The organism is Peribacillus sp. FSL P2-0133 (assembly GCF_037975445.1).
GTDB lineage: Bacteria > Bacillota > Bacilli > Bacillales > DSM-1321 > Peribacillus > Peribacillus simplex_E.
Genome location: NZ_CP150254.1, coordinates 2212372 through 2229330 on the forward strand (window position 1 = coordinate 2212372; position 16959 = coordinate 2229330).

The 16959-nt window shown below is 40.9% G+C and carries 15 protein-coding genes and 1 pseudogene; 14 read left to right on the plus strand and 2 right to left on the minus strand.

Annotated features, from left to right (window positions below; all coding sequences use genetic code 11):
* The first annotated feature begins 486 nt into the window (after positions 1–486).
* Genes ttdA through MKY17_RS10640 form a run of 3 tightly spaced genes read left to right on the plus strand, consistent with a single transcriptional unit; the run spans position 487 to position 2824 of the window.
* Positions 487–1398, plus strand: a complete 912-nt coding sequence (gene ttdA, locus MKY17_RS10630; protein WP_260398044.1) for a L(+)-tartrate dehydratase subunit alpha — start codon at positions 487–489, stop codon at positions 1396–1398.
* The gene (gene ttdB / locus MKY17_RS10635) at positions 1395–2006 is read left to right on the plus strand and encodes a L(+)-tartrate dehydratase subunit beta (RefSeq protein ID WP_098373186.1); all 612 of its coding nucleotides are present in this window, start codon (positions 1395–1397) and stop codon (positions 2004–2006) included. The genes ttdA and ttdB overlap by 4 nt, the downstream gene beginning before the upstream one ends.
* Before the next feature lie 20 nt (positions 2007–2026).
* Positions 2027–2824, plus strand: a complete 798-nt coding sequence (locus MKY17_RS10640) for a fumarylacetoacetate hydrolase family protein (protein ID WP_098373185.1) — start codon at positions 2027–2029, stop codon at positions 2822–2824.
* Between the two features lie 179 nt (positions 2825–3003).
* Here the strand turns inward: MKY17_RS10640 and MKY17_RS10645 are convergent, their stop codons facing one another.
* The gene (locus MKY17_RS10645; protein ID WP_098373184.1) at positions 3004–3795 is read right to left on the minus strand and encodes a GntR family transcriptional regulator; all 792 of its coding nucleotides are present in this window, start codon (positions 3793–3795) and stop codon (positions 3004–3006) included.
* 886 nt (positions 3796–4681) lie between these two features.
* On the opposite strand from MKY17_RS10645, the gene MKY17_RS10650 reads away from it, so the two are divergent.
* The 8 genes from MKY17_RS10650 (at position 4682) to MKY17_RS10685 (ending at position 13616) form a co-directional block, all read left to right on the plus strand.
* On the plus strand, positions 4682–5884 hold the full coding sequence (locus MKY17_RS10650) for an AMP-binding protein (protein WP_339201867.1): 1203 nt from the start codon (positions 4682–4684) through the stop codon (positions 5882–5884).
* Positions 5885–5926: 42 nt separating this feature from the next.
* The gene (locus tag MKY17_RS10655; protein WP_339202364.1) at positions 5927–6280 is read left to right on the plus strand and encodes a hypothetical protein; all 354 of its coding nucleotides are present in this window, start codon (positions 5927–5929) and stop codon (positions 6278–6280) included.
* An 87-nt stretch (positions 6281–6367) separates the two neighbouring features.
* Positions 6368–7645: an MFS transporter gene (locus MKY17_RS10660; protein ID WP_098373182.1), complete on the plus strand. Its 1278-nt coding sequence runs from the start codon at positions 6368–6370 to the stop codon at positions 7643–7645.
* Positions 7646–7738: 93 nt separating this feature from the next.
* Positions 7739–8911, plus strand: coding sequence for a thiolase family protein (locus MKY17_RS10665; protein ID WP_098373181.1), 1173 nt, complete (start codon positions 7739–7741; stop codon positions 8909–8911).
* 138 nt (positions 8912–9049) lie between these two features.
* Positions 9050–10198, plus strand: coding sequence for an acyl-CoA dehydrogenase family protein (locus MKY17_RS10670; RefSeq protein ID WP_098373180.1), 1149 nt, complete (start codon positions 9050–9052; stop codon positions 10196–10198).
* Between the two features lie 70 nt (positions 10199–10268).
* Positions 10269–11453 carry a thiolase family protein gene (locus MKY17_RS10675; RefSeq protein WP_098373179.1) on the plus strand — a complete coding sequence of 395 codons (1185 nt, stop codon included), beginning with the start codon at positions 10269–10271 and terminating at the stop codon, positions 11451–11453.
* 86 nt (positions 11454–11539) lie between these two features.
* On the plus strand, positions 11540–11944 hold the full coding sequence (locus MKY17_RS10680; protein WP_098373178.1) for a PaaI family thioesterase: 405 nt from the start codon (positions 11540–11542) through the stop codon (positions 11942–11944).
* A gap of 73 nt (positions 11945–12017) precedes the next feature.
* Entirely contained in the window at positions 12018–13616 is a 1599-nt protein-coding gene (locus MKY17_RS10685) for a long-chain fatty acid--CoA ligase (protein WP_098373177.1), read from the plus strand.
* Between the two features lie 50 nt (positions 13617–13666).
* Here MKY17_RS10685 and MKY17_RS10690 read toward each other — a convergent pair whose 3' ends face one another.
* Complete coding sequence (locus tag MKY17_RS10690) at positions 13667–14419, minus strand: hypothetical protein (RefSeq protein ID WP_098373176.1); 753 nt, start codon at positions 14417–14419, stop codon at positions 13667–13669.
* A gap of 315 nt (positions 14420–14734) precedes the next feature.
* On the opposite strand from MKY17_RS10690, the pseudogene MKY17_RS10695 reads away from it, so the two are divergent.
* The 3 genes and pseudogenes from MKY17_RS10695 to MKY17_RS10705 form a co-directional block, all read left to right on the plus strand.
* Positions 14735–14839, plus strand: a pseudogene (locus MKY17_RS10695) (nickel import ATP-binding protein NikD); the annotation flags it as partial.
* A gap of 158 nt (positions 14840–14997) precedes the next feature.
* On the plus strand, positions 14998–16110 hold the full coding sequence (locus MKY17_RS10700; protein ID WP_098373175.1) for an extracellular solute-binding protein: 1113 nt from the start codon (positions 14998–15000) through the stop codon (positions 16108–16110).
* The gene (locus tag MKY17_RS10705; protein ID WP_098373174.1) at positions 16100–16933 is read left to right on the plus strand and encodes an alkaline phosphatase family protein; all 834 of its coding nucleotides are present in this window, start codon (positions 16100–16102) and stop codon (positions 16931–16933) included. Before MKY17_RS10700 ends, MKY17_RS10705 begins: the two co-directional genes overlap by 11 nt.
* The last annotated feature ends 26 nt before the right edge of the window (positions 16934–16959 follow it).

The window sequence follows — 16959 nt, forward strand, 5'->3', positions numbered from 1 at the left end:
TTTAATAATATGAAATAAAACCATTGACTTTAATGTATACGTTATTTAATAATTAGCTCATAAGCTATTTACATTACGCTGATTCACATGCAAGAGATGTGGATAGTGGTAGGAGAGCTAGCAATGAAGGGAGAACCTGTTTTGCATCTATCCCTGATGAAGAAATTTGAAAGGAGATAAACAATATGGTTCATGTACTGACTCATTTGGCTCAAGCATCAGGCGTGAAATTTTCTTTTGAAAGCGATTTTTCCCTTTAAGGTTGTGGGTATATCGAAAATGGGCATATGGTGGATGCTAAAGGATTTAGCAAAGCTTAAACACGATCCTGTTATTTGTGAGTTCACTCTCTTAGCCTAGCAATTGATATAGCCGGAGTGTTGATGTCAGAAAATTCTTTCATTAGAGCTTTAAAGACAGTTATCAATTTACCAATTTTCTTCTCTTTCTACACAAAATATTAAAGATAAAAAAAGGAGAGTTATTATGAGTGTTATTATGGAAAAGTTACAGCAAAAAGAAAAGATGACTGATTTGATGGCAAGGTTTGTCTCCCTTGTCAGCTACAAACTTCCTGATGATGTGGAAAATAAACTGAAAGAACTAAGTGAAGAAGAAGATAATAAGCTTGCAAAAATCATTTACAAAACCATGTTTGATAATCAAAAGCTGGCTTATGAGTTAAAGAGACCTTCATGTCAGGATACAGGTGTTCTCCAGTTTTTTGTTAAGTGCGGACAGAACTTCCCCCTGATTGGACAGTTAGATAGTATTCTGAGGGATAGTGTGTATAAGTCAACTCAAGAAACTCCATTACGACACAATTCTGTAGAAACATTTGATGAGTACAATACAGGAAAGAACATCGGTGACGGTTCACCAAGCATCTTCTGGGAAATTGCAGAAGACAGTGATAAAGTGGAAATCTATACTTATATGGCAGGAGGAGGTTGTACCCTTCCTGGAGTGGCGACGGTTCTAATGCCGGGTGAAGGCTATGAAGGTGTGGTAAAGTTTGTACTCGATCGGATGACTAGTTATGGAATTAATGCCTGTCCTCCACTTCTTGTTGGTGTAGGCGTCGGTACTTCTGTAGAAACAGCAGCTATGAACTCTAAAAAAGCACTTATGAGACCTGTTGGAAGTCGTAATGAAAATGAAAATGCTGCTAAGATGGAAAAGCTTCTTGAAGATGGAATTAACGCTATTGGCCTTGGACCTCAGGGACTTAAGGGATCTAAATCTGTCATGGGTGTAAATGTTGTGAATACGGCAAGACATCCTTCTACTATTGGAGTTGCAGTTAATACAGGGTGCTGGTCCCATAGAAGAGGAAAGATCACCTTTGACAGTAATTTGAACTATGAAATTAGTACTCACGAGGGGGTAACACTATGAGTAAAAAAGTATTAACCACACCTATAAATGATGAGGATCTTAAGGACATAAGAATTGGAGACATTATCTACCTATCAGGTACACTGGTTACTTGCAGAGATGTTGCCCACAGGAGACTTATAGAAGAGAAAATCCCTTTACCTGTAGACCTTAAGGGCAAAGCCATATTTCACGCAGGTCCCATTGTTAGAGACCTTGGAAAGGAACAGTACGAAATTGTTTCTATTGGTCCCACAACGAGTATGAGAATGGAAAAATTCGAAAAGGAATTTATCGAAGAAACAGGTGTTAAACTTATTGTTGGAAAAGGTGGAATGGGGAAGAACACTGAAGAAGGATGCAAGAATCATAAAGCACTGCATCTCGTCTATCCAGCCGGAAATGCTGTATATGCAGCAACAAAGGTTGAACAAATTAGAGAAGTACACTGGAAAGACCTTGGAATGCCAGAATCTCTTTGGGTATGTGAAGTGAATGAGTTCGGTCCTCTTATTGTTTCCATTGATACAGAAGGAAATAACATCTTTGAAGAAAATAAGGTGGAGTTCAATAAAAAGAAGGAAGAACAATATGAGTTAATCAGTAAGCAAGTAAGATTCATCAAGTAAGTTATGGAGTTGGTGTGGTCATGCAGGTACTACAAAAAACACAAACGATAGTTCGCTATCAGCAACATAACGGAAAAGTATATTACGGAATTGTTGAAGATGGGGAAATTCTACAATTGTCTAGTGATTTTGTTGAAGATGTAAACAATGAACTAAAATATGATGGATCAAGAGTTAAATATAGTGATGTGAAGATTTTGGAGCCAGTAGTACCCTCAAAAGTCGTTAATTTTGGATGGACATATGTTGAACACGCAAAAGAGACTGGGGGGAAGGCAAATCTGAAAGAACCGTTCTTGTTTTTAAAACCTACATCTTCGGTGATTCCAGATCAGGGGGAAATCATTCTTCCCTCTAGTGATTTAACCAAGCAGGTGGAGATGGAGGGGGAAGTGGCACTCGTTATTGGTAAACGCGGCAAAAATATAAAAGAAGAAGAAGCATTGGATTATGTTTTTGGCTGTACTATATTTAATGATGTGACTGCAAGAGATCTTACAAAAACTGATCCCCAATTTACGCGCGGTAAAGGTTTTGATACCTTTGGCCCGTTGGGTCCGTGTATTGTAAAAGGAATAGATCCAACTAATTTACGAATCGTTACAACATTAAACGGCAAAGTTGTACAAGAGGGTAATACTAATCAGATGTCACTTTCAATTCCTTTCCTTATCAGTTGGGTTTCACAGGTTATGACACTAGAGCCGGGTGATGTTTTGGCTACTGGTTCGCCTTCTGGAAGTTGCCCAATGAAGTCGGGAGATATGGTAGTTGTTGAAGTAGAGCAGATTGGTAAGCTTTGTAACTTTGTAAAATAGAAAATACTATACCGAAAATTAATGGGTGCTAATTCAATAATGGGTTAGTTTATGATAATAAACATCATATCAAAACTGATTTATCAATATTAAGTACGACTGTCTAACAAAAAAAGGCTGTAGTTGATTTCTGTGAAATCTCTACAGCCTTACTTTATTAATAATGATAGATTCTTACATCAGGGAAAAGTCTCGTTATTTCCCGTTTCTTCCGGTAATGGAGGCATAGATTGAAGAGCATCTAGAATTTCGTTGCGCGCTCTATAGCGATGAGACTGCAACATAGTTCGTACAGCTTCAGGCTCGCCTGCTCGCATGACTGCTAAAATCGCCTTATGTTCAGTCACTGATCGTGTTGGCTTTGGTCGAAGCCCAATTGTGTATAAGCGTGCGCGATAGAGTTGGTCAGACTGACTGTCAACAATCCCTCTGAGGCGTGGGTTTTGAGCTAAATCAACAATATAATTATGAAATTGATCATCGAGTTCTGTCCATGCAAGTAGATCGTTTAGTTCTAGTGCCTTTTCTTGTTCTTCAATCAGATGCTCAAGTTGGTTTAACTCTTGGTGGGTAGCACGACCGGTAGCGAGTCTGCCTGCAACACCATCAAGCGCTTCCACCACTTCATAAATCTGTTGAAGATCATCTGCTACAAGTGGTGCAACAATAAAACCACGACGCGGTATGAGGCGTACCCAGCCTTCCGTTTCCAAACGGACAAGTGATTCACGTACAGGGGTCCTGCTCATGCCCAGGATTTCTGCCATTTCCCTCTCTAGCACAGTCTGTCCAGGGGGCAATTGAAGGTGGCGAATCGCATGTCGAACAGCTAGATAAGCACGTTGTGGCAATCGTGACTCTCCATTTACATCTAAATTAGATAAAAATGAACCAACAGCTAGAGAAAGGTCAGACTGATCTAGTCTTTTAACATTAGAATCAGGTGTTTGAGGTGTTTTTTGATTTTTCATTTCATTATCACTCATCCCGACAAATTTCAAATATTATGTAACACATAACCAAATAATGTTAAGTAGGTTATGATTAACAAGGTTATATTATGACTTTACAAGTAAATCATAACAGAAAAACAATCACTCTCTCAATTGGTAAAATTGAAAAACAGATAATCTTGGTAAAGGTCATAAGTGATGATTATCTTATTATTCACATAAAAAACACTCTATATCCAGAGGATTTGAGCCGATTTTCTTAAAATAAAGAGGCTTTCGTTGATCAAGGGGTTGCTGCGGCAGCCGCTTTTCTCATTCGACACATAGTTTTTATGAACTTTTCATCAAACAAATACTAAGAGAGATACTAAAAAGTGAAAGAACGGGATATTAGGTCTTTACAGGATGGTTCGATCGATTGAACCAGTTATGTCGCTTGGATGATTCTTGGACACAGCGGAAAAATCAGTCTACCAATGCGCAAAAGCTAAAAATCCAGGAATGGAGTAGAGCAATAGATTTTTATATACTTCACTAGTAAGCCAATTTTCAATAAATGTTGTAATAGGCCCATCCGTTGCTGGATGGGCTATTCAAATTTTATAAAACCCATGGATAAAATCAAAATCACGATTTGTGAGTAGGTATAATCTATAATATGGTAAAAGCCTAGTTTCACAATCGCTAGAAAACCAATCAAAAATTCAAAAATGAATTATTGGCATTTCGATGAATCCTCTAAAGATAGGCATTATAACTGAATAAAATTCATTAATGAATTGACTGGTCTTAATACTAAGCGATTTTACACAAAAATGGGACTTGGCATGCAAGTTGCATAATAACTATAAGTATAAATCAAACATGCACGATAAGAAATTCGTTTATGTGCGGAGGGATAATGGTGCGAAAAACAATAAATAAACCATGGGAGCAATGGTATGTTGAAAGAATGAAATCTATGAAGCTGCCGGAAATATCGGTCTATTCGCTGCTTGATATAACAGCAAGTAAGTATCCACACCATACAGCCATCATTTATGAAGACGAGTCAATGGATTATAAGAATCTAAAAATGCAGGTAGACAAACTTGCAGGTAAATGGAGAGAAATGGGCTTTGTTAAAGGTGAACGGATTGGTTTGATGATGGCCAACCACCCTTATTTCATAATCAGTTATTATGCTGCCCAGGCGCTAGGTCTGTTAGTTGTACAAATTAATCCCATGTATAAACCGCGGGAACTTTTGCAAATTTTAATAGACTCGGATACCAAGAATATTGTATTTGACCAAACGGCCGCAAATACAATCGAAGAAACGAAAGCGATATATGAATTTGATGTTTACATTGATACGGAAAATGATCAAAATGGCTCCTGTTCCCTTCAAACGATGATTCAAACCGGAGATGCCATTAAGAAGCCCGAAATGATAAACCCGTATGAAGATACTGCAGTCATCCAATATACTGGCGGCACAACTGGGAAGATGAAGGGTGTCATGCTTACTCACTATAATTTAACCTCCAATGTAGTGCAGAGTTTTGAAATGTATGGGGATTCCCTGAAACCTGGTGAAGAAATCGTTTTGGCAGCTACGCCTCTTTACCATGTTTATGCCATGACAAGTGCGATGAATCTAGGTATCTATATTGGAGCTGCCATCCTCTTATTTCCTAAATTCGAACTTCAAGATGTACTTGCAAAAATAAAAAAGTACCGTCCGACTTTCTTTCCAGGAGTTCCAAAGATGTATAATGCTTTCGTCAATCATTCTGGAATTGAAAACTATGGACTGAATTGTTTAAAAAGTTGTTCTTGTGGATCGGCGCCCCTGCCGGTTGAAGTAATCAAGCGATTTGAGGAGCTGACAGGTGCCAAAATCGGAGAGGGTTTCGGTTTGTCGGAAGCTTCTCCTTCCACTCATCGTAATCCGCCATTTGGAATAAGGAAAATCGGAAGCATTGGCATCCCTTTTCCAGGCACGGACTGTATGATCATTGACGATGAAAATAATGAAGTGCCTAACACATGCGTCGGGGAGTTGCTCATAAAAGGCCCGCAAATCATGAAGGGTTATTGGAATAACGAAGCAGAAACCAAATAGGCCTTACAGAATGACTGGCTATATACTGGCGATCTTGCGGTGATGGATGCTGAAGGATATTTCTATATAGTCGGCAGGAAAAAAGAAATGATCATCGTCGGCGGATTCAATATTTATCCGCAGGAGGTAGAAGGTGTTCTATATGAACATCCGGCAATAAAAGAGGCAGCTGTGGTGGGCATCCCCCATAAAGAAAAAGGCGAAATTGTGAAAGCATTCATCGTACCTAAAGAAAGCGCTTCCGTGGATCTTGAAGAAATAGAAGGATATTGTTATTCCCAATTGACTCCTTATAAAGTACCAAAAGTATTTGAATTGAGAAAAGAACTTCCGCGGAATACAGTGGGTAAACTATTAAAAAGATTGTTAGTTAAAGAAGAATTGGAAAAGGATTGAAAGAAGGGAATGTGGTTTCATTTATGAAACCTAAGTTGGATGGGTAGATCAGTGTGTGAACAAAAATGAAGCAGGGGAGGGAATTATATGCGTTGGGTTGTTCTCATTCTATTATTCTTTGGAGCCGTCATCAATTTTGCAGATAAATCGATCGTGGGTCTCGCAGCTGTTCCCATCATGAAAGAATTCAATCTTAGCTATGCGGAGTGGGGTCTTGTTGGAAGCAGTTATTATTGGCTCTACCCAGTAACAGGGATTTTTGGGGCAGCATGGGCTGATCGGCTGGGGGCTAAAAAAGTGCTTGGGTTCATCATGCTGACATGGACTGTTTTGCAATTCGGCGTTTTAGCCATCACCGCTCTTCCATTATTGATTCTATACAGGATTTTACTGGGCGCATTCGAAGGGCCTTATAGCCCAATCGCTTACAGTCATGCCGATAAGTGGTTTCCGCCGAAACTGAAAGGCTTTGCTAATTCGGTAGTGGTTGGCGGAGGAACCGTTGGTGCAATGATCGTGGCACCGATCCTCGTTTCTTTAATTACGATATTCGGCTGGAAAGCTGCCTTTGCCGCCCTTGGCGGCGCAAGCCTTGTTTGGTTCTTCCTCTTTCAATTTTTAACAAAGGAAAATCCAGTTGAAGTATATGAAAACGTACAAAAGAAAAAGAAAGTGAAACTAGACAAAATTAAAGTGAAAGACTTTTTGCTGCTACTCGCATCACCTACTGCTTTGTTTACTACGCTTGCATATTTTTCAACGTATATTTTAGTTGTTTGGTTTTCTGTTTGGCTCCCGATTTATTTAGTGGAAGCCGTAAAAATGACTCCAGGTCAAATGGGAACCAGTGTTGCGATAATCGGAGTCGTTTCCGTATGTATTTATATGGGTGTTTCGATGGTGTCTGATCATTTATTCAAGAAGAATCAGAATTGGCGGTCATCGAGGGTATTTGTCGTCGCGGGCGCTATGATTCTTGGTGCATTGTTCTTTTCCTCAATCATGCTATTTCAAAATCCAATCTGGGTGATAGTCGCCATGTGTTTAGCAAAGGGCCTTACATATGCAATTTTACCGATCGGACCAACGATCATGATTAATGAAATGCAAGAGCGGGGGGGATTGATGACAAGCATCCTAACATCATCAGGAAATATAGCAGGCATTATTGCACCTCTATTAACTGGCTATATCATAAGTTTAGCAGGAGGAAATGAATTATTGGGATATAATTTATCGATATTGTTCATGGCCATCCTTGTCCTGGCTTTTGGCATCCTGTTTGCGATATTCGTTAAACCAGCCAAATCAAAAGGGAAACATAAAAATAAAAGTTCGGATAACTTTGATCTTAAGTCCTCATAAGCAAGGGGACAACTAGCTTACATTCAATGAAACTAGTGAAATGAAGGAATGCCCTCAACTGGGTGTGAAAAAAGGAAAAGGAGCGGATGGGAAATGAATAGAGATGCCGTCATAGTTTCTGCAGTTCGAACAGCAATTGGAAAACAGGGAGGTGCACTTGCATCGGTTCCCGCACACGCATTTGGAGCAGAAGTGATGAAAGAAGCCATAAAACGAGCGAATGTCGAACCCCTAATGATAGATGATGTAATCATGGGGAATGTGTTAAGCGGAGGTGGAAACATTGCCAGGTTAACGGCGCTGGAAACAGGCCTCTCGATTCATCTTCCCGGACTGACTGTCGACCGTCAATGCGGCTCGGGAATAAATGCTGTCAACTTGGCTGCACAAGCGATCCGGGCAGGCGAAGGTGATGTCTATATCGCCGGTGGGGTCGAGAGCATGAGCAGGGCGCCATACTTGATGGATCGCCCGGAAAAAGCATACAATGCAAAGCCACCGCAGTTCAGAAAATCCCGGTTGTCCCCAAAAGAGATTGGCGATCCCCCGATGGGAATCACGGCTGAAAACTTAGCGGAAAAATATGAGGTCAGCAGGGAAGAACAAGATGAATTTGCATTACAAAGCCAAAAAAATATGGCCAGAGCCGTGGAAGAGGGCCGTTTTAATGAGCAAATTGCGCCTATTCACATTCCCGTCAGAAAAGGCGACGATATTGAATTTAAATTGGATGAACATCCACGTCCGCAAATAACGAAAGAAGGGCTAGCCAAATTAGCACCTGCGTTTTTAGAAGGCGGTTCCGTGACTGCGGGCAATAGTTCGGGATTGAATGATGCCGCATCGGCCCTGGTCATAATGTCGAGGGAAAAAGCGGTGGAATTGGGGATTAAACCTTTGGCGAAGATCAGGGCACAGGCTGTTGCAGGGGTAGATCCAAATTATATGGGAATAGGACCTGTTCCCGCTATAAGAAAGGTAATGGGAAAATCAGGGCTTTCCTTAAATGAAATGGACATCATTGAAATTAATGAAGCCTTCGCCGCTCAAGTCATTGCTTGTAATAGGGAGCTTGATATGAATCCCGCAAGAGTGAATGTGAACGGGGGAGCCATTGCACATGGACATCCACTAGGTGCGACGGGTGCCATCCTCATTACGAAAGCGGTTTATGAATTGAAGCGTTCTGCCGGAAGGTTTGCTCTAATTACGGCTTGCATTGGAGGCGGGCAGGGAATTGCTACGATAATTGAACGTGAAGCCTGATTTTGTAAGAGTGAAGACTCTAATTTACCAGAATACAATGAATTCCATTGAATGATTAGATGATAACAGCCCCATATGCCCTATGAAGAAAACTTATAAATGGTTACTTATGAACATACCTAAGGAGGGAATAAACTGATGACAATCACTTTAACCAAGGAAATGCAGCAAATGAAGGAAATGATCCGTAATTTTGTTGAAAGGGAAGTGGAGCCGTACGCGATACAAATAGAAGAAGAAGATGCTATCCCGGAGCATTTGGTGGAAAAAGCAAAAGAGCTTGGCTTATTCGGGATAAGCATTCCCGAACAATACGGTGGAATTGGCTTGAATGCTGTTGGAAAGGCTACCGTATTAGAGCAGTTAGGAAGGACCCATAATGGATTTGTTTCATTAATAAGTGCCCACACCGGGATTGGCAGTACAGGTCTTGTTAAGCTTGCATCCGAACATTTGAAAAATAAATATTTGCCTGAAATGGCAGCAGGCACGAAAATTGGCGCCTTTGCTTTATCTGAACCAGGAGCGGGATCTGATGCAACCAATTTGGCAACAAGTGCAGAAAAGAAGGGTGATTACTGGGTGATGAACGGGACGAAACATTTCATCACGAATGGGCCGATAGCTGATGTTTATACCGTATTTGCTATAACGGATAAAGATAAAGGAGCAAAGGGAGGGATTACAGCTTTTTTAGTAGAAAGAGATTTTCCTGGTTTAATTGTCGGCAAAAAGGACAAAAAAATGGGGTTAAGGGGATCATATACCTCACAGGTCATTTTCGAGGATTGTATCATACCTGAAGAAAATGTTATCGGCGAAGTTGGAATGGGATATATCTCTGCCCTGAAAATTTTAGGTGAAGGGCGTGTAGGTTTGGCTGCAAGATCAGTGGGATCAAGTGGTAAATTGATTGAATTATCAGCCAAATATGCAAAAGAGCGCATTCAATTCGGCAAACCAATTGCGGACAACCAAGCGATTCAATGGATGCTTGCTGATATGGCAACCGAAACGGAAGCCGCAAGAGCATTGACGATGATGGCGGCACAAAAGATTGATGAAGGAAAAAAAGTGATCAAGGAAGCATCAATGGCAAAGCTGTTCGCTTCAGACGTTTTTAATCGGGTCGCGGATAAAGCGGTCCAGATTCATGGCGGAATGGGATATATGGCTGAATATCCAGTTGAACGTTTTTATCGGGATGCCCGCATAACGAAGATCTATGAAGGAACGAATGAAATCCAACGTTTAATCATAGCAAGGAATGTCTTGGAAGAGTGTTAATTTCTTACTGTTTTATTCGTGCAGGTACTCTTTTGCCTATGAATCTGGAATTTCAAGGAGGAGGAACGAAATGGGAGAAGATATCGTAATCGTTAGTGCTGTTCGAACACCGATTGGAAGGTACGGTGGAGTATTTAAAGAGATTAGTTCAGGTCATTTGGCGAGCATAGCCATCAAAGAAGCGATCAAGCGAGCGAATATTGTAGCAGAACAAGTGGATGAAGTCATTTTCGGGGAGGTTAGGCAAACGACCGAATCCTCGAATGTCGCGAGAGTGGCAGCTCTGCGCTCAGGGATTCCCGATTCTGCACCGGCTTTTACGGTAAACCGGTTATGTGCATCTGGAATGCAGGCCATCACCTCAGCAGCACAGCAGATAAGCTCAGGTCAAGCAAATATAGTCGTTGCCGGCGGTACGGAAAGCATGAGCCGCGCACCGCTTTATTTAAGAAGTGCCCGTTTTGGGGGAGACAGGACCAAGCTAGTGGATTCTAATACTGAAGCAGGACAGCAGCCTCAAGAAATTTACGGAAAAAGTTTGGGGATGGGAATCACCGCTGAAAATGTCGCACAACGATTCAGCATTTCCAGGGAAGAACAAGATGCCTTTTCAGTGGAAAGTCAACGAAGAGCGGCGCAAGCGATAGAACAAGGAAAGTTCAAAGATGAGATCGTTCCTGTTCAAGTCTCTGACAGGAAGAGTACGGTTACCATTGAAACGGATGAATATCCACGTCCCGAAACCACAATGGAAAAACTTGCAAGCTTAAAACCGGCATTCATGGAAAACGGAACCGTCACTGCAGGGAATGCTTGTGGCCGTAATGACGGGGCTGCTGCAGTGGTATTAATGAAAGCTAGTGAAGCGAAACGTTTACAAATACAACCACTCGCAAAGATTGTAGATTGGGCGACTGCGGGAGTTTCGCCTGAAGTGATGGGAATTGGTCCAGTACCAGCCGTCGAAAAACTTATGGAGCGCACCGGGAAAAAAGTAGAGGACATTGGGCTTTTCGAATTAAATGAAGCGTTCGCTTCACAGGCATTGGCAGTAATCAGGGATTTATCGCTAGATGAAAACAAAGTTAATGTAAATGGGGGAGCGATCGCTCTTGGACACCCAGTCGGATCGACGGGCGCACGGATCGTGACAACGCTAATATATGAACTGATTCGCAGGAAAGAAAGATATGGTGTTGCTACACTTTGTGTTGGCGGCGGACAGGGAATGGCTATCATGATTGAAGCCGTATAGGCCAACGATTATGGAGTGGAAACCCTATACGTTTCTGCTCCTTTCCGTATATAGGTTGAATCGTGCCAAAGTGAGGGGGAGGAAGATTGCCTGTTGAAGTGGAAGATATTCGGAATCAATTCGAAAGTAGTGCATTCTTTTCACATATAGGTTTTGAAATCATTCGATTTGAAGAGGGGAATGTTACTATAAAGTTGAACATAGAAGAACATTTGCTTAATGTTAATGGAACACTGCACGGCGGTATTCATGCTACCATGCTGGATACCATTCTAGGAATGGTGACTCGTTCCGTTACCAAATCCAAAGTCGTGACGACAAGCTTAACTGTACATTATTTAGCCAGCATATCGAGCGGGGAACTATTTGCGGAAGCAAAAGTCCTTCAAAAAGGATACAAAATTGCCTTTACTGAAGGAGAAATAAAAGATACTGAAGGCAACACAATTGCAAAGGGCACAGGAATTTTTAAAATCATTCGTGATAAATGAGGCAAGGATGATCAAGTTGGCTGACAAATGACTATGCTCCATTTTAATAGAAAAGAATGAGGTGTGAAAAAAATTGACTAGAACTTGGCATGGATTTTATCCGAAAGAAACTCCTGCTGAAATTGACATTCCAGTATTGTCATTATATGGACTCCTTGAACGTTCAGCCCGACTTTATCCAAACTGCAAAGCCGTAATAGACGGGGATCGGGAAATGACATATATGGAATTAAAGGATGCCTCAGATCGTTTTGCTGTGAATTTAGACAACCGTGGATTTCAAAAAGACGATCGTATAGCAATCATGCTGCCAAATTGTCTAGAATATATCATTGCCTATTATGCCATTCATCGTTTGGGAGGTGTGGTCGTTCAAGTGAACCCGCTGTATCAGTCGAGTGAATTGGATTATATATTACAGGATTCCGAAGCCAATTGGTTCATTGGGCGTGAGGAACAACGGGAAAAATTATTGCTAACAAGTTTTTCTGATAGGTTAACGTTCATACCAGCCGACCAATTAATGGAAACGGGAACGAGTTTATCAAGGAAAGGTAAGGAACTTCCTGCTCTGGCCATCGATCCGAAGGAAGCTGTGGCTGTACTTCAATATACAGGGGGGACTACAGGGAAATCAAAAGGGGTCATGCTCACGCATTTTAATTTGATCTCGAATGTTTATCAAGACTTTGCCTTTACGGCAAATGCCCTTCAACTCCAAAGGCCTGGGGAACGGATGCTTGGATTGACCCCATTATTCCATGTGTTTGGTAATGGACGATTGAATAGTGCCATATATGCCGGATCGACTTTTATCACATTAGAGAAATTTGAAATAAACAAGGTGGTGGATTTGATTCGAACACATCGGCCAACGATTTTTCCAGGTGTCCCGACCATGTATATTGCTTTACTGAATCACCCGGATTTAACGGCGGACGATTTAAGCTGCTTTAAGTACTGCAGTTGTGGTTCAGCCCCGCTCCCGATAGAAATCATTCATCAGTTCGAAAAAAAATTACGGGTTACAATATTGGAAGGATTTGGAATGTCAGAAACTTCACCCACTACCCACCGCAATCCAGTCATAGGACAGAAAAAACCAGGAAGTATCGGAATTCCATACCCAAATACCGACGCTAAAATCGTCGACTTAAAAACAGGCATTGATGAATTGCCAGCAGGTGAAAGAGGAGAACTGATCATTAAAGGTCCGCAAGTAATGAAGGGATATTGGAAGAATTCAGAGGAAACAGCAACGGCTTTGCGGGATGGATGGCTTTACACTGGGGATATCGCGACGATGGATGAAGAAGGATATTTCTATATCGTAGGCAGGAAGAAAGATATGATCATTGCAAGCGGTTATAATGTTTATCCAATCGAAGTTGAAGATATTATTTATCAGCATCCAGCCGTAAAAGAGACATGTGTATATGGGGTTCCGGATTCATACCGTGGGGAAACGGTAAAAGCGGCCATTGTCTTAAAGAAAGGAAAGTCAGTCCCGGAGCAGGAAATCAGGGAGTTTTGCGTGCAACGATTGGCCAGATACAAAGTGCCGCGAAGTTTTGAGTTCAGGGAACAACTGCCAAAATCAGCTGTAGGGAAAATATTGCGCAGAATATTAATGGAGGAAGTAACACAGAACCCTACTGTCGGGGAGAGATAAGCAGTTCATTTATCGTTAGGGTTTCCATCATATTTTTATAGACTATAAAACTACTTTCCTTTTAGCGGAATTTCAAATGAAGTCCCCTCCACCAATAATTCATGAGACTCACCATCCGCTATATCATCGGTAGTGAATGAAAAGGAATCGAGCCGATCGAAGTTTTCCTCGGGATCAACCAATAAGCCAATTGTGCCTTTTCTTGTTTCTCCTGGTTGGTAATCTGATCGGCTTACTTTTTTTGTCCCCATAAAAGTATCTCCGGAATGGATGAAAGTTTTAGAAGGCACATCATATGTAAGATCATCATTGAAAGTAACATTTTCCATGCTGAAGAACTGAAGTTCCTTCGAATCTTTATTTTCCACAGAATAAGTTATCTCTAGATAGGAAACCTCTTCATCAATATCCGTTTTAGACAACGCAGCCTTTTGATCGATTTCCTCCATGGATAAATTCTCTTTATAATATATCGAATAGGCCTCTTCAAAACTCAATCCCGTATAGGATTTAAGCTCCTCCTTTATTTCATCTGTGAGTGAAGACAATTGAATCCTACGGATATCCTTGATTGTGATGACCATGGGTGCCAATTCAAATGACTCATTAATGGACTTCGTTTCTAGCAATGTGAAGGTTCCCCAATTTTTTTGGCGAACCTTATCGCCGACTTTTTTTAGATGGGTCCCGCCATATTCCTGCACCTCAGGAATTTTGGACTCCTTGGCTTCCGCTTTTTTCCCTTTTTCAGTTTTATCGCTCCCGAAATAATTGAAGGCAATTACACTTAAACAAATAAGCAATAATCCAACAATTGCTGAAATGATCCATCGTTTACGGATACTTCATCACTCCTTGTCTTAAACCATTGATGTCATAAACTATAATATACCATTTTTTTGCAAATGGCGAGATTGGGTAACTGAAGAAATTAAAAGGCATGAGCCCGGTAGATTTCCTGGTTCATGCCCTCAAAGCTGTGCTTATTTAAATAAAGTGTCTAACTTTTTGGGCTCACTGGGACGAGGTTACATATCGTATGCCAACTACCATTCAGTTAACTTTAGGTCCCCCTTTGTAAAGGACATTAATTTTGAACTTAAACAAAGGAAGGTACTACCTCATTGAATAAAGAACAAGCAAAGGAGCATGCCATCGATACGATGCAAAATGTCAACCTACCAAATCCCGCGAAACTATTAAAAAGCTATCCTTTTCAATTGTATGAACATAAAAGCTGATGATGAATTGGACAAATAAAGAACTGATTTACAAAATCTTAACGTTGGATTAATGTGGGATTTATATTGAATGATTATGATTAAGCCGTAACAAACAGTAATAAACATTAATAATTCCACATTAAATGGAGGCACTTTTTATGAATTACACATTCAAGAAGAATTGTTACAAGTCTATTCAAGCTGTGATGTTAGGAGTGAGTGTACTAGGATTAGCTGCTTGTGGAGCTACTAAAGAGGAGGCTGCTCCAGTTGTTAAGGATCCAAGTTCGTTAACCCTGAAAGAAATTGAAACAAAGGCAAAAGAAGAGGGGACAATTAATAGTGTCGGTATGCCTGATTCATGGGCTAACTGGGGAGAAACGTGGAATGAAGTGATGAAAAAATATACATTGGAACACAATGATACAGATTTATCCAGTGCCGAAGAGATTGCCAAAATGGAATCTGAAGGAGAGAATGCAACAGCTGATATCGGCGATGTAGGGGTTTCCTTTGGGCCCATCGCGGAACAAAAAGAATTAACGATGCCATATAAAACTTCCTATTGGGACGAGGTACCTGACTGGGCAAAGGATGACAATGGAGATTGGGTTGTTGGCTACCAAGGAACGATTGCATTCTTAACTAATAAAGAATTAGTAGATAACCCGCCAAAATCATGGGATGACATATTAAAAGGAGATTATAAAGTAACAGTTGGGGATGTTCAGCGTGGTACACAGAACCAAATGGCCGTTCTTGCTGCCGCTAAGGCTTACGGTGGTGATGAAACAAATCTCCAACCAGGAATTGACTATTTTGCTAAGCTTGCCAAGCAAGGCCGCCTTAGCTTAACTGATGCCAAGCCGGCTAACATCGAAAAAGGGGAAGTGGAAGTTGCCCTTGTTTGGGATTTCAATGCTCTTGGATACGCTGACCAAATTAACCGCGATCAATTTGACGTCGCCATTCCAAGTGAAGGTTCAGTCGTAAGCGGCTACGCAACTATTATTAACAAAAATGCAAAGCATCCTCATGCGGCAATGGCAACTAGAGAATATATCTTAAGCGATGAAGGACAAATTAACTTAGCTAAAGGATTTGCCCGTCCAATTCGCGATGTAGAACTACCGAAAGAAGTAGCTGAAAAAATGGTTCCAGAAGAACAGTACAAAAATGCAAAACCAATTGAAGATTACAAAGCTTGGGAAGAAACGGCTAAAAATTTACCACAGCTTTGGCAAGAAGAGGTGTTAGTCCATGTCAAATAAAGTAATAGCAATTGTTGTTGATGGTATGAGATATGATAAAGCATGTGAGGCTCTTGGATTTATTCAACATCTAGTTGAAACAAATCAGGCAGCACTTTACAAAGTAAAGTCGGAACTCCCAAGTCTTTCCCGTCCATTATATGAAGTGTTACTAACGGGTACACCGGCATCAGTGAACGGAATTACGTCCAATCAAGCCGTTCGCTTATCTACTGAGAAAAGTCTCTTTCATCTTACGAAAGAAAACGGCTTAAGAAACGGAACGGTATCTTATTACTGGGTAAGCGAACTTTATAATCGCGCGCCATTCCATTTTATTGAGGATCGTGAGCAAGAGGATGAGTCTAAGCCGATTCAATATGGGAAATTTTATTGGGATGATGACTATCCGGACAGTCATGTGTTAATGGATGCAGAAGCTTTGCGCAGAAAGTATGACCCACACTTTTTATATATTCATCCGCTCGGTGTAGATGTAAAAGGAGAACTTTTCGGTTCGGAATCGAAAGAATACCGTGAACAAATCTTAAAAATGGGAAGCTTGTTGGCACAACTTTTGCCAATTTGGATCAAAGAAGGTTACCACATTTTAATTACATCTGATCATGGCATGAGTGAATATGGCAACCATGGCGGCATAACTGATGGTGAGCGTGATGTACCGCTCTTTATCATGAGTCCAAAAGTTGAGCCTGGTGTTTACAGTGAAGTAGTTCCGCAATTAGCTTTTGCACCGCTCGTTTGTGAACTTTTAAATATTGAGCCGTCCAATAAAATGATTTCATATCAATTTCCAGGTCTGAAAGGAAAAAATACCCTTTAAAAAAGATACACTATTCAACATTAAAA